Genomic DNA, 14,693 nt, shown 5'->3' on the forward strand with positions numbered 1-14,693 from the left:
TACCGCGCCTGCCTTACATATGGATGGGCTTGCCCTGTACCGCCATCGCCGCCTCTTTCATCGCCTCGCTGTGCGTGGGATGAGCGTGGCACGTATAGGCGATATCCTCGCTCGATGCGCCGAACTCCATCGCCTGAGCCGCCTGAGCGATCATCGTGCCCGCGAGCGACGCGACGATATGAACGCCCAGCACCCGGTCCGTGTCCGCCTCTGAGATGATCTTGACGAAGCCGTCAGTATCGTCATTCGCCTTGGCGCGGCTATTCGCCATCATCGGGAACTTGCCGATCTTGATCGCGCCCTTAGCTTTTGCCTGTTCCTCTGTGAGGCCGACGCTGGCGATCTCCGGGTGGGTATAGACAACCGCCGGGATAACGTCATGATTGACGATGCCGGTAAGGCCCGCAATGTTCTCCGCCACCGCGATGCCCTCGTCCTCGGCCTTGTGCGCCAGCATCGGGCCGGGGATCACGTCGCCAATGGCCCAGACGCCTGAAACGGATGTCGCGAATTCATGATCGGTTTCAATCTGCCCGCGCGCATTGGGGACGAGGCCGATTGTGTCGAGGGCGAGGCCGTCTGTATTCGGCTTGCGGCCAATCGCGACAAGCACAACGTCTGCCTCGATGCTCTCCCCCGCTCCACCAGATGCGGGTTCTACACTGACAGTCGCCTTCTTGCCCTTCACGGCAACGCCCGTCACCTTGGTGCTGGTCTTGATGTCAAAGCCCTGCTTCTTGAAGATCTTCGCCGCTTCCTTGCGGACATCATCATCCATGCCGGGCAGGATCTGGTCGAGATATTCGACCACCGTCACTTTCGCGCCAAGCCTGCGCCACACGCTGCCCAGCTCCAGCCCGATCACCCCGCCGCCGATCACGACCATGTGCCCCGGCACCTTGGCCAGATCGAGCGCGCCTGTGGAGTCAACGATTATGCCCTTGGCGTTGTCGATCTCCACGCCCGGCAGCGGCGTGACAGACGAGCCGGTGGCGATGACGATGTTTTTGGCGGTCACGGTCTTGCCCGCCACCTCGACACTGTGCGCGTCCTTGAAGCTGGCGTGGCCCTTCAGCCAATCGACCTTGTTCTTCTTGAACAGAAACGCGATGCCGCCGGTGAGGCCGGAGACGACCTTGTCCTTTTCCTTCAGCATCACAGGTAGATCGAGCGATGCGCCGGACACCTTTACGCCAAATTTGGCAAGCATGCCGGAGTTGACCTCCTCGAACTTCTCGGATGCGTGCAGCAGCGCCTTGGAAGGGATGCAGCCGACATTGAGGCAGGTGCCGCCCAGCGTCTCGCGGCTTTCGACGCAAGCGGTCTTGAGGCCAAGCTGCGCCGCGCGGATCGCCGCGACATAACCGCCGGGGCCAGCGCCAATCACCAACACATCATAATCAAAGTCGGCCATGTCAGGCTCTCCGTATCTTAAAGATCAATCAGCAGGCGGGTTGGATCCTCGATCGCGTTCTTGACCGCGACAAGGAACGTCACAGCCTCGCGCCCGTCAATCAGACGATGGTCGTAACTCAGCGCCAGATACATCATTGGGCGGATCACGATCTGACCATCGCGCACGACCGGTCGATCCTCGATACGGTGAAGGCCCAGCACTGCGCTCTGCGGCGGGTTGATGATGGGGGTGGACATCAGGCTGCCGAACACGCCACCGTTGGAAATTGTGAAGGTGCCGCCCTTCATGTCTTCCATTGTTAAAGCGCCATCCTTGGCCTTCTTGCCGAAGTCGCCGATGGTTTTTTCGATCTGGGCGACGCTCATGGTTTCGGCATTGCGGATGACCGGCACGACCAGCCCATTGGGTGCGGACACCGCGACCGAGATGTCGGCGTAATTATGATAGACGATCTCATCGCCTTCGATTTGCGCGTTGACGGCGGGAATATCACGCAGCGCCATGCAAACCGCCTTGGTGAAAAAGCCCATGAAGCCAAGGCGCACACCGTGCTTTTTCTCGAACAAATCCTTGTACGTGTTACGCGCCTCGATCACGGCCGACATATCGACATCGTTGAAGGTGGTGAGCAGTGCGGCGGTTTCCTGCGCGCTCTTGAGGCGCTTGGCGACAGTCTGGCGCAGACGGGTCATCTTCACCCGCTCTTCTGCGCGGGCGGATGAGGTCGGGGCTGATGTTGGGGCTGCCGCAACGGGGGCAGCCGGAGCAGCCCCCTGTGCCTTTGCGGTGCCAGCGGCGACCGCAGCCATCACATCGTCCTTAGTCAGGCGGCCATCACGGCCCGTTCCCTTGATGCTGCTGGGGTCAAGCCCATGCTCCAGCACCAGGCGGCGCACAGCGGGTGAGAGGGTGACAGAAGATGCATCTTCGGTGTTGGAGGAAACAGGCGCCGGCGCCGGCACCGACGCTGCCACTGGAGCAGAAGCAGCCGAAGCCGCCGCAGGTGCCGGAGCACTAGCAACGCCACCCGCCTCCACCGTCGCGATGATCGCGCCAACGTTGACGGTATCGCCTTCCTTCACAAGCTGCTGGCCCAGAACACCTGCGACCGGCGAGGGTACATCCACCGCGACCTTATCTGTCTCAAGGCTCGCAATGGGCTCATCGAGCGCGACGGCATCACCCGGCTTTTTCAGCCATGCGCCGACGGTTGCCTCGGTAACGGATTCGCCCAGCGTGGGGACTTTGACTTCAGTAGCCATGACTTCTTGCTCCTGGCCCCCCGCATGCGCGGGGGCTTACGCTTTCTGCTGACGTTTGATTTCGGTGCGAACGCTGTGGCCCAGCGCATCCGCGATGAGCGCGCCCTGCTCGGCGAGGTGACGTTTGGCGAGGCCGGTAGCGGGCGAGGCAGACGCCTTGCGGCCCGCATAGCGCGCGCGCATCGGGGCCTTTCCGGCGGCATCGAGCGCCTGCTCGATATACGGCTCGACAAAGAACCATGCGCCATTGTTGCGCGGCTCTTCCTGACACCAGATCACTTCTTCAAGGTTAGTCATCCGCGCCAGACGGATGGCGAGCGCCTCGGTCGGGAAGGGATAAATCTGCTCAACGCGCACGATCTGCGTATTGGCATCGCCCGCCGCATCGCGCGCCTCGATCAGGTCATAGGCCACCTTGCCGGTGCAGAGCACAAGGCGTTTGGTGTCCTTGTCCGGCGCGGGATTGGTATCAGACAAGATACGCATGAAGTGATGCGCACCCATGAAATCCTCCGCCTTGCTCACCGCCAGCTTGTGTCGCAGCAATGACTTTGGCGCCATGATGATCAGCGGCTTGCGGAACGGACGGAGCATCTGGCGACGCAAAATGTGGAAATAGTTGGCCGGGGTGGTGCAGTTCGCGACCTGTATATTCCCCTCGGCGCAGAGCTGGAGGAACCTCTCAAGCCGCGCGGAGCTATGCTCCGGCCCCTGCCCCTCATAGCCATGCGGCAGCAACAGCACGAGGCCATTGGCGCGCAGCCACTTGGATTCTGATGACGCGATATACTGATCGATCATGATCTGCGCGCCGTTGGCGAAATCGCCAAACTGCGCTTCCCAGATCACCAGGCTCTTGGGATCGGCCATCGCATAGCCATATTCAAAGCCCAGCACGCCATATTCGGAGAGCGGACTATCCAGCACCTCGAAGTTGCCGTGCGGGATAGTGGAGAGCGGAATATAGCGCTTTTCCGTTTCCTGATCGAGCCAGACCGAGTGACGATGGCTGAAGGTGCCGCGCCCGGAGTCCTGGCCAGACAGGCGCACGCCATAGCCTTCTGACAACAGGCTGCCAAACGCCAGCGCCTCACCGGTCGCCCAGTCAAAGCCCTCGCCGGTCTTGAACATCTCGGCCTTGGCCTCGATCACGCGGCGCAGGGTTTTGTGGACCTCATGGCCATCGGGGATCGTCGTCAACGTGCGGCCCAGGCTGTCAAACAACTTGCCGGAAATAGCGGTTTCGACATTCTTGCGCGCGGTCTCGATGTCCGCCGGCTGATGCAGGCCTGACCAACGGCCCGCAAACCAGTCCGCATGGTTGGACTTGTAGGTCTTCGCCGCCTCGAACTCTTCCTCAAGGTGATCGGTAAAGGCCTTGGTCGCGGCAGCGGCAAAGCCCTCATCGATCTTGCCCTCTGCAACCAGACGCGCGGCATAAACCTCGCTCACCGGCGGATGCTGGCGGATCGCCTTGTACATCAAAGGCTGGGTAAAGCCCGGCTCATCGCCCTCGTTATGGCCGAAGCGGCGATAGCACCACATGTCGATCACGATATCGCGATGGAAGGTCTGGCGATAATCCACCGCCAGCTTGCACGCGAAAGTTACTGCTTCGGGGTCATCGCCATTCACATGGATGATCGGCGCCTGCACGCCCTTTGCTACGTCAGACGGATAAGGCGAACCGCGCGAGAACTGCGGGCTGGTGGTAAAGCCGATCTGGTTGTTGATGATGAAATGGATGCAGCCGCCGGTATTATATCCTTTGACGCCGGAGAAGCCAAAGCACTCCCAGACGATGCCCTGGCCCGCAAAGGCCGCGTCGCCATGGATCAGCACGGGCAGCACCTGCTCGTGCTTTTCAAGGTCATCACGGAACACCTGTTGCGCGCGCACTTTGCCGAGTACAACCGGATCCACCGTTTCGAGATGCGAGGGGTTGGGCACCAGGCTCATATGCACCTTGATGCCGTCAAACTCGCGGTCGGTGCTGGTGCCGAGGTGATATTTCACGTCGCCCGATCCGCCGACATCCTCCGGGTTGGCAGTGCCGCCGGAAAACTCGTGGAAAATCACGCGGAAGCCCTTGGCCATCACATTGGCAAGCACGTTCAAGCGCCCGCGATGCGCCATGCCATAGACGATCTCGCGGATGCCGCGAGCGCCGCCATATTTGATCACCGCTTCCAAGGCAGGGATCATGGACTCGCCGCCATCCAGCCCGAAGCGCTTGGTGCCGACATATTTGCGGCCCAAAAACTTCTCATATTGCTCGGCGTGGATCACCTTGGAGAGGATCGCCTTCTTGCCCTCTGGCGTGAACTCGATCTCCTTATCCGCGCCTTCCATCCGCTCCTGCAGGAAGCGGCGCTCCTCCACATCGGAGATGTGCATATATTCGAGGCCGACATTGCCGCAGTAGTTGGCGCGCAAGATGCTCACGATCTCGCGGATCGTCGCCCACTCCATGCCCAGCGTACCGCCGACATAAATCTTGCGATCCAGCGCCTCGCCGGAAAAGCCATGATATTCGGGCGTCAGATCCGCCGGAATATCGCGGTGCGAGAGGCCCAGCGGATCGAGATTGGCGGCCAGATGCCCGCGCACGCGATAGGTGCGGATCAGCATCATGGCGCGGATGCTGTCTGAGGCCGCCTGCTTGATTTCCGCATCGGATAGCGGCTTGCCCGCGCCCTTGGCCGCCGCCTTGACGGCAACCTCCATCTGCGTGGGGTCTAGCGCAGCCGTAAGATCATCGGTGGTATTGAGCGGCCAGCCGGACCGCGCCCAGCTTGGCCCCTGCTCCACCTCGTTTACGCCGTCGAAATCCTGACCTTCATAGCCCATGACGTGTTCCAATCGCCCTTGTGTCCCGCGTGCAGCCGGGGGACGCATTGCTATCCGGCGCGGTGCAGCGCGCCCGGAAGCCTGTCATACATGGTTAACCGTTAAGAACTTCCAACAGCGTCGTGCCCAGCTCCGAGGGGCTGGCGGCAACCTTGATGCCCGCCGCTTCCATTGCGGCGATCTTGCTCTCAGCGTCGCCCTTACCGCCGGAAACGATCGCCCCGGCATGGCCCATGCGGCGGCCCGGAGGCGCTGTGCGGCCCGCGATGAAGCCAGCCATCGGCTTCTTGCGGCCCTTCTTCGCCTCGTCGATCAGGAACTGCGCGGCCTGCTCCTCGGCATCGCCGCCGATTTCGCCGATCATGATGATGCTCTTGGTCGCATCGTCGGCCAGAAACAGCTCCAGCACATCGATGAAGTTAGTGCCGTTAACCGGATCGCCGCCGATGCCGACAGCCGTGGTCTGGCCGAGGCCAGCATTGGACGTCTGGAACACCGCCTCATAGGTGAGCGTGCCGGAGCGCGAAACGACGCCAACTGAACCCTTCTTGAAGATGTTGCCGGGCATGATGCCGATCTTGCACTCGTCAGGCGTCAGCACACCGGGGCAGTTCGGGCCGATCAGGCGGGACTTGCTGCCCGACAGCGCGCGCTTTACCCGCACCATATCGAGCACCGGAATGCCCTCGGTGATGCAAACGATCAGCTGGATTTCCGCGTCGATCGCTTCAAGAATGGAGTCCGCGGCAAATGGCGGCGGAACATAGACGACGGACGCGTCCGCCCCGGTCTTGGTCTTGGCTTCCGCAACCGTATCGAACATCGGCAGGCCGATGTGCGTGGTTCCGCCCTTGCCGGGCGTGACGCCGCCGACCATCTGCGTGCCATAGGCAAGCGCCTGCTCGGTATGAAAGGTTCCGGTTGCACCGGTCATCCCCTGTGTGATGACCTTGGTGTTCTTGTTGATGAGAATGGACATGCTTACCCCTTCTTCAGGTGGTGTGGCATTTCATATTTCCCTCACCGGCTGCACACTTTTCCTGGGGAGGGAGTGCAGCTCGTTCAGGCGAGGCTCGGCTCGATGCCCTTACAGGCGACCAGCAGTTCCTTCACCGCATCGACCGAAACCTGAAGACCGGCCTTGTCGGCCTCGTCCAGCTCGATCTCGATAACCTTCTCCACGCCGCCCGCGCCGATCATCACCGGCACACCGACATAGAGATCCTTCACCCCATATTCGCCGTTCACATAGGCCGCGCAGGGCAGGATGCGCTTCTGATCGCGCAGATACGCCTCGGCCATCGCGATGCCCGATGTGGCGGGCGCATAGAATGCCGAGCCGGTCTTCAAGAGGGCAACGATCTCGCCGCCGCCAGAGCGGGTGCGCTGCACGATCGCGTCGATGCGCTCCTGCGTCGAAAGGCCCATCTTGACCAGATCAGGCACCGGAATACCGTTTACGGTGGAATAGCGCGTAACCGGCACCATCGTATCGCCGTGGCCACCGAGAACGAAGGTATTGACGTCCTTCACCGAGACCTTGAACTCGTCCGCGATGAAATGGCTGAAGCGCGCGCTATCGAGCACACCCGCCATGCCTACGACCATGTGATGCGGCAGGCCGGAGAATTCGCGCAGCGCCCACACCATCGCGTCCAGCGGGTTGGTGATGCAGATGACGAAGGCGTTGGGCGCGTTGGCCTTGATACCCTCGCCCACAGCCTTCATGACCTTGAGGTTGATGCCAAGAAGATCATCACGGCTCATGCCGGGCTTGCGCGCCACGCCAGCGGTAACGATGATCACGTCCGCGCCCGCAATGTCGGCATAGTCGTTGGAGCCGGTGATCCTAGCGTCAAAGCCTTCGATCGGCCCGCACTGGGAAAGATCGAGCGCCTTACCCTGCGGCACGCCCTCCACCACGTCAAACAGCACGACATCGCCCAGCTCTTTCTGAGCGGCGAGATGCGCCAGTGTGCCACCAATATTGCCAGCGCCGATGAGCGCGATCTTCTTGCGAGCCATTGCAGTCAATCTCCTTGTGCCACCGGCCCCCGCCGGCAAGATGAACTGTGCCCGCTTAGGCGTATTTGGTTAAGGATTCAACACTGGTTTTCGCTGCACTGCAACTTATTTGTGATATTGCGAAGTAATTGCAATAAATACGCCCTCGCTATTCGCCATGCCCCTTGGCAAGATACTCGTCAGACTGCATTTCCATCAGACGCGAGGCGGTGCGCTCAAACTCAAACGCGCCATCACCTGTGGGATAAAGCGCATCCGGCTCCGCATCCGCGCTGGCGAGCAGCTTGACCTTATATTCATAGAGCGCGTCGATCAGCGTGACGAACCGCGCGGCCTCGTTGCGGTTTTCCGGCCCCAGCACCGGGATGCCCACGATGATTACGCTGTGATAATGCCGCGCGATAGACAGATAATCGCTCGCCCCCCGCGCCTCCGCGCACAGCCGCTTGAACGAGAATACCGCCACGCCTTTCAGTGACTTGGGCACATGGATGCTCCGCCCGCCGGGGATCGACAGCTCTTCGCTCGGCACATGCGCCTTGTCTTCAGGCGGAAAATCGGTGAGGCGGAAGAACGCATCACGCAGCGCCTGTGTCGCCGCTTCGCCATTGGGCACCTGCCATAATTTCGCGTTGCCGAGCCGGTCCCGCCGGTAATCGACCGGGCCATTGAGGCTCATCACATCGAGCCGCCCCTTGATCAGGTCTATGAACGGCAGGAAAAGCTGGCGGTTGAGGCCGTCCTTATAAAGGTCATCCGGCACACGGTTGGAGGTGGTGACGATCGTTACCCGCTGTTCCATCAGCCCCGCGAACAGGCGTGACATGATCGCCGCATCCGCCATGTTGTTGACGACCATCTCGTCAAAGCACAGCAACCGCGCCTCCTCCGCCAGCGAGGCGACAACGGGCGGGATCGGATCGCCGCTTTCCGACTTTCGTGCCTCGCGCAGCCGCGCGTGGACATCGAGCATAAACTCATGGAAATGCGCGCGCCGCTTGCGCTTCACCTGCACACACTCGAAAAACAAATCCATCAGCATGGACTTGCCGCGCCCTACCCCGCCCCACAGGTACAGCCCACGCGGCGGCTCCGGCACCTTGCGCAAGAGCTTCCAGAGGGTAGACCCGCGCGGCGGCTGCGCCTCAAGGTCGGCCTGCAAGCGTGCAAGCCGCTGGGCCGCTTGCGCCTGATCGGGGTCGGCGCGCAGTTCGCCCGATGCGATCAACGCATGATAACGGCTGAGAAGGTCGGTCATCGACCCGACACTGCGCTCAGATCGCGCGTTCCACCAGCATCTTCTTGGTCTCGGCAATCGCCTTGGCCGGAGACAGCCCCTTGGGGCAGACATTGGCGCAGTTCATGATCGTGTGACAGCGATAGAGGCGGAACGGGTCTTCCAGCTCATCCAGACGCTCGCCGGTGAACTCATCGCGGCTGTCCGCCAGCCAGCGATAGGCCTGCAGGAGGATCGCGGGGCCAAGAAACTTGTCCGAATTCCACCAGTAGCTGGGGCAGCTTGTGGAGCAGCAGGCGCACAGGATGCACTCGTACAACCCGTCGAGCTTCTCGCGATCTTCCGGTGATTGGAGCCGCTCCTTACCCGAAGGCGTAGTGGAAACCGTTTTCAGCCAAGGTTGGATCGAGGCATATTGCGCATAGAAATGCGTGAAATCCGGCACCAGATCCTTGATCACGTCCATATGCGGCAGCGGGGTGATCCGCACCTCGCCCTTGCAATCCTCGATCGCGGTGGTGCAGGCGAGGCCGTTCTTGCCGTTGATATTCATCGAGCAGGAGCCGCAGATGCCCTCGCGGCACGAGCGGCGGAAGGTGAGCGAGGGGTCCTGCTCGTTCTTCATCTTGATCAGCGCATCGAGCACCATCGGCCCGCAAGTGTCTAGATCAACCTCAAACGTGTCATAGCGCGGGTTCTCACCCGAATCGGGATCATAGCGATAGACCTTGAACGCCTTCACATTGGCCGCGCCATCAGCTTTATGGACCTTGCCCTTGCCATTGATCTTGCTGTTCTTCGGAAGCGTGAAAGTCGCCATGCCTAAAATTCCCTAGCCGTTGGCTGCCTGCTAGCGCCTTGATCCGCCGACTTCAATAGCCATCCGCACTAAAGACCTGACGAACCCATGCCCATACAGGCAGGTTATGGAAATTTCTTGACCGACGAAATCTGTTTCGCAGCAGGCCCAACCTGCTTATAGAGCGCCGGTCTTCACCACTTGAGCTGGCTCAAACATGTACGCCATCCATGTTTTCATAATCTCATGGCAGGGCCAGCACGAAAAGGCTGCGGCCATTGCCAAATCTTTAGGCGAGGCCCCAAACAGGCTGTCCATCGTCTATTCTGATCCTGATACGCAGCCGGCATGCCTGAATGAGTATAGCACTATCCGTCGCGATAATCGGCTCTTCTGGGCGGACAAGTTTCAGGCCTGCCTGGAACATTGCGCGGATGATGAGATCATGCTCGTTATCCATGCGGACTGCCGGTGCGACGACTGGCCAGGCGTAATCCAGCGCTGCAGGGAAGGCTTTTCGCGCTTTGCCGAACTGGGTATATGGGCGCCGAAACTTACCGGAACGCCATGGCGACTGCAACGCACCCGCATACGCCGCATATCCGGCACCGCGTATAGCGTTGTCGCGCAAACAGACGGCCTGGTCTTCGCCCTCAGCCCTACATTATACCCGCGCATGAAGCAGGCCGATTATACAGACAACCTCTATGGCCTTGGCATAGACTGGCTGTTCCTCTGCGCCGCCTATGCCGGTGGAATGACCGCCATCACCGATGAAGCCATCACTGTGCATCACCCGATAACGCGCGGATATTCAACACAAGAGGCGCGCGCGCAAAAGAGGGCATTTCTGAAACAGATGAGCGACGAAGAACAGCGGACATGTCGGCGTTTGAAAGCTCATATGCGCCCAAGGAAAATTTTCAGCAAAATAATGTATTGGCTGGAATGTAATTTTCCTAATTTTCTGAAGCAACAGAATTTCGGCGCTTTTTAAGATCAGAAAAAAGGATTTCTACCTGATCCTTCACCGTGTCATATGAATAATTATTTTTGGCGTATTCATACAATTCGGTAGACATTCTACTTAATGCATCAACATCATAATACACTCTCACCAAAGCCATAGCATAATCAGTTGCGTTCATGCTATTCACGCAAAGCACGCTTCTGGATTTGATATCGACACCTTCATATGCAATCCTTGATCCTAGAACAGGGACTCCATAACCGAAGCTCGTTGCCAGCTTCCCCTTCAGACCCGCTCCGTAACGCAGCGGCGCCATACTAAGCCTGACATTTCGGAAGGCATCCTCAGCATTCTCTATATAGCCATGGACGACTATATCATCTGCCTCGAACTCCATGAACTCTTTAGGCATGTCTGCGCCATAAATGTTGAGCACTATCGGAGGAAGACCTTTGGCATCTAGCAATTTTCTCAGCTCTGGCCATATTTCATGTACCATGAAATTTACCGCATCAACATTTGGCAAATGATTATATCCACCTATAAATGATACGCCATTTCTATCTGAAAAATTTACACCTTCCAATATATCAAATTTCCTAATCAATGGTATCGTACTTACATTCTTCTTTCTAAGAACATTAAGAATACTCTTCTCTTTTTTACTCAGTACTATCGTACAATCAACAGAATCTATTATCTTCATTTCTGAATAAAATGAAGATTTAGCTTTTTCATACAATAGATCATTATTCTCAATTTTATACCTACGCAAATCCCTCAAAAAATGGAGATCCACTGTGTAAAATATCAAAATAGAATTTTTACAGTATTTCTTTACATAATCTATTGCTCTTTTGGCATATTTTTTTCTACATAATATCACATATTCAAATATGTCGCCAGTCTTCTTTAGATACTGATCAACACTGCTATAATAAGGGTAATATATACAATTAACGCCAATCCTTTGTAGATTCTTTACATAATTTTTATCATTATAGAAATTGTCGCTAGGTATAAAATGAACCCTGAAATTCAAATCAATTAATATCTTGATTAAATTATACATATCAATCGATCCCGAATCCCTGTCTGGGGTAGGTGTAACGGAATCAATTATAAGAATATTTCCTCTAACCTGCCTGTCCGATGCCTTCAGAGGGTTCTTTCCGTACTTATGGTGTAAACTGAGTTCATTTTTCCATTTCTCTACAAAGATTTCACGGTTGATGACCTGATATCGCTTAGCACCCTTCTTGGGGTCACGGCCGGAAGAAGCTCCTTCATAGTGAATAAGTTGCGAAGTAGGCTGATATACCACTCTATACCCCGCCTTGCGCACCGACATGGCGAGATCAGTGTCTTCGTAGTATGAGTGCTGATAGCGTGAATCAAAGCGACCCAGCGCTTCAAACAAAGTGCGCGAGATCATCAACGACGCTCCCGTGACGTAATCGACATCCCTCATAAAGTTGGCAGACGGATGGCTCGGATCTTTCTTGCGCATCCAGTTCCACGCACTTCCATTTGACCAGACGATGCCTCCAGCCTCTTGCAATCGCTTATCCGGATACACCAGCTTTGAACCAACCAGTCCTATATTGGATGAACCCTCAAATGTTTTAGCAAGCTCAGACAACCAATCCTTATCCAATACAGTATCATTATTTAGAAAAACTATATATTCACCTCTAGAAAACTCCGACGCCTTGTTACAAGATCTTATAAATCCTAAATTCTTTTCATTTTTTATATATTTAATTCCTGGAATTTTATCGAGAATTTCATCAGACTCGTCGGATGAACCATCACTTATTATTATAATCTCACATTTTTCTATAAGATTTATTTTAGTTAAGCTTTTTAAGCATTTTAAAGTTAGGTGAATATTATTGTAAACAGGTATGACTATAGAGTAAACAGGACTTTCCTGTATAAGAAATTTTATTTTATCTGAATTTTCTTTAATATATTTTTTCTTATATTTTTGAAAAATAAAATTCGGTATTTTTATTTTTATAATATAAAATCTTAGTATATCCCTATCAATATATGCTTTTTTCGCATAGAATGATGTTGAAAATATTTTCAGTATGCTTTTTTTGATTTTTTTTATCTTTTTCTTACTAATTATTTTCATTCGAAATTCCCTATCCGCCCCGCTGAGTACGGATCGAAGTGTTAATCCCTATTTCTTCTGGCCCATTGCAGCACAACAGTTCTGTTTTCAAGCCTACCCAGCCATAAGCGCCGCGTCGCGCAGGCCGCGCCAGATATGCACGGCCTGGACGCTTTCGCGCACATCATGCACCCGCAGCATCTGCGCCCCCTGCTCCACGCCGCGCACAGCCAGCGCCAGCGAGCCACCCAGCCGCGCATCCGCCGGCGCCTCGTTCGACAGCGCGCCGATCATGCGCTTGCGGCTCGCGCCCAGCAAGACGGGCACGCCCAGCCCCTGAAACAGCGCCAGCCGGTTCATGATCGCCAGATTGTCGGCCAGTGACTTGCCAAAGCCCAGCCCCGGATCGACGATGATGCGGTCCCTCGCGATACCCGCAGCCTCGCACGCGGCGATGCGCCCCTCCAAAGCGTCATACACATCGAGCAGCGCATCCTGATAAACCCCGCCTTCGTGCGGATCGTCCCCACAGGATGGGCTGTGCATAAGCACGACCGGGCAGGCCGCCCGCGCGACCACTTCCACGCTGCGCGGATCATGCGCGAGGGCCGACACATCGTTGACGAGGCCCGCCCCCGCCGCCAGTGCCGCCTCCATCACGGCGGCCTTGCGCGTGTCGATACTGACGGGCACGCCGCTTGCCGCCAGCCGCTCTATCACCGGCACGACACGGGCGATCTCGTCGCCCTCCCACACCTTGTCCGCGCGCGGGCGGGTCGATTCCCCCCCCACGTCGATGATGGCCGCGCCAGCCGCCGCCATTGCGAAGCCCGCATCCGCCGCTGCCTGCGGATCGCCCAGATTCTTACCGCCGTCAGAGAAGCTGTCTGGCGTCATGTTCAATATGCCCATCACCTGCGGCACATCGAAGCGGATCATGCGGTCCTTCAGTGCAACAGGCGGTCGGATCGCACCGATATTACGCACAAGCTGCGCCACCCGCTCTGCCAGCGGCGCGATCAGATGCGCGCACCAGTCATCGAACTCCGCGACGGAGACACGGTGACGCTGGATCACCCCGCCAGAGCGCGCTGTCACTTCATACCCTTGAAACCAGATCAACCCTCCGCCCATGCGCGCCGTCTGCCCATCCAGCCCTACCGGACTTTCAGCAAACCAGATCGGGCGGAGATAGAGCTGCGTGCCGGCGGTGAGTAGCGAAGGATCAATCATGTCGGCGTTATGGATCGGCACGCGGCACAGCGCAAGCTGGCTGACGCGCCTGCCCCGCCTTGTTCCCGGAACCGTCAGCCCGGCTGATCTGCGCGAGCGGCGCCGTTGCCGTCCAGATTCTGAGCCACAAATTCCCAGTTGATCGCGCTTTTCAGCACTGCTTCGATGTAATCTGGCCGCGCGTTACGATAGTCGATGTAATAAGCGTGTTCCCACACATCGAGAAGGAAGATCGGCTTTACAGCGTCATAGGCGACCGGCGTATCGGCATCATGATAGGATGATACTTCCAACGCACCGTCATATAGGGTGAGCGCGGCCCAGCCGGATGCGAAATGACCGACCGCCTCTGCCTTCAGCGCATCGAGCAGAGCGTCGGTCGAGCCAAAGCCCTCATCGATCAGCTTTTGCAAGTCCGCACTGGGCTGAGTGGGCTTCGGGCTGAGGCATTGCCAGTAAAAACTGTGGTTCCATATCTGCCCCACCTGATTGAACAGTGTGCCAGACGACGAGCGGATCAGCTCTATCAGCGATTTGCCCTGCTGCGCCGGATCCGCAGCGATCAGCTCATTCGCCTTTGTCACATAGGCTTTATGATGTTTGCCATGATGATAGTCGAATGTCTCCGGGGACAGGAGTTCGCCAAAGGCGTCTTTGGGATAGGGCAGATCTGGGAGCGTGAAAGGCATAACATAGTCCTGATTCCTGGGGCTAAGGCAAATGTGCGCAAGGCAATAACGCCTGCGCAACGCGAAGGGTCCGCCATTGCCCCTCCCCT

11 protein-coding genes are annotated in these 14,693 nt (G+C 57.2%); 1 reads left to right on the plus strand and 10 read right to left on the minus strand.

The window, feature by feature from the left end; translation table 11 throughout:
- Positions 1-13 precede the first annotated feature (13 nt).
- From lpdA to EQG66_RS01255, 7 genes are all read right to left on the minus strand, one after another.
- Entirely contained in the window at positions 14-1,414 is a 1,401-nt protein-coding gene (lpdA, locus tag EQG66_RS01225) for a dihydrolipoyl dehydrogenase (RefSeq protein ID WP_129402706.1), read from the minus strand.
- A 17-nt stretch (positions 1,415-1,431) separates the two neighbouring features.
- Positions 1,432-2,679 carry a 2-oxoglutarate dehydrogenase complex dihydrolipoyllysine-residue succinyltransferase gene (gene odhB / locus EQG66_RS01230; RefSeq protein WP_129402707.1) on the minus strand — a complete coding sequence of 416 codons (1,248 nt, stop codon included), beginning with the start codon at positions 2,677-2,679 and terminating at the stop codon, positions 1,432-1,434.
- A 36-nt stretch (positions 2,680-2,715) separates the two neighbouring features.
- Complete coding sequence (locus tag EQG66_RS01235) at positions 2,716-5,529, minus strand: 2-oxoglutarate dehydrogenase E1 component (RefSeq protein ID WP_129402708.1); 2,814 nt, start codon at positions 5,527-5,529, stop codon at positions 2,716-2,718.
- A gap of 94 nt (positions 5,530-5,623) precedes the next feature.
- On the minus strand, positions 5,624-6,508 hold the full coding sequence (gene sucD, locus EQG66_RS01240) for a succinate--CoA ligase subunit alpha (RefSeq protein WP_129402709.1): 885 nt from the start codon (positions 6,506-6,508) through the stop codon (positions 5,624-5,626).
- Positions 6,509-6,591: 83 nt separating this feature from the next.
- Positions 6,592-7,554, minus strand: a complete 963-nt coding sequence (mdh, locus tag EQG66_RS01245; RefSeq protein ID WP_129402710.1) for a malate dehydrogenase — start codon at positions 7,552-7,554, stop codon at positions 6,592-6,594.
- A 148-nt stretch (positions 7,555-7,702) separates the two neighbouring features.
- On the minus strand, positions 7,703-8,812 hold the full coding sequence (gene zapE / locus EQG66_RS01250; protein WP_129402711.1) for a cell division protein ZapE: 1,110 nt from the start codon (positions 8,810-8,812) through the stop codon (positions 7,703-7,705).
- A gap of 16 nt (positions 8,813-8,828) precedes the next feature.
- Positions 8,829-9,611, minus strand: coding sequence for a succinate dehydrogenase iron-sulfur subunit (locus EQG66_RS01255; protein WP_129402712.1), 783 nt, complete (start codon positions 9,609-9,611; stop codon positions 8,829-8,831).
- A 196-nt stretch (positions 9,612-9,807) separates the two neighbouring features.
- Here EQG66_RS01255 and EQG66_RS01260 point away from each other — a divergent pair, with 196 nt between their 5' ends.
- Positions 9,808-10,587, plus strand: coding sequence for a hypothetical protein (locus tag EQG66_RS01260; RefSeq protein ID WP_129402713.1), 780 nt, complete (start codon positions 9,808-9,810; stop codon positions 10,585-10,587).
- Here EQG66_RS01260 and EQG66_RS01265 read toward each other — a convergent pair.
- The 3 genes from EQG66_RS01265 to EQG66_RS01275 form a co-directional block, all read right to left on the minus strand.
- Positions 10,550-12,703, minus strand: a complete 2,154-nt coding sequence (locus EQG66_RS01265; RefSeq protein ID WP_129402714.1) for a glycosyltransferase — start codon at positions 12,701-12,703, stop codon at positions 10,550-10,552. The two genes, EQG66_RS01260 and EQG66_RS01265, sit on opposite strands and share 38 nt — an antisense overlap.
- Positions 12,704-12,796: 93 nt before the next feature.
- Positions 12,797-13,915, minus strand: coding sequence for a dihydropteroate synthase (gene folP, locus EQG66_RS01270; RefSeq protein WP_129402929.1), 1,119 nt, complete (start codon positions 13,913-13,915; stop codon positions 12,797-12,799).
- Between the two features lie 74 nt (positions 13,916-13,989).
- On the minus strand, positions 13,990-14,604 hold the full coding sequence (locus EQG66_RS01275; RefSeq protein WP_129402715.1) for a superoxide dismutase: 615 nt from the start codon (positions 14,602-14,604) through the stop codon (positions 13,990-13,992).
- Positions 14,605-14,693 lie beyond the last annotated feature (89 nt).

Source organism: Sphingobium fluviale (assembly GCF_004122115.1).
Lineage (GTDB): Bacteria > Pseudomonadota > Alphaproteobacteria > Sphingomonadales > Sphingomonadaceae > Sphingobium > Sphingobium fluviale.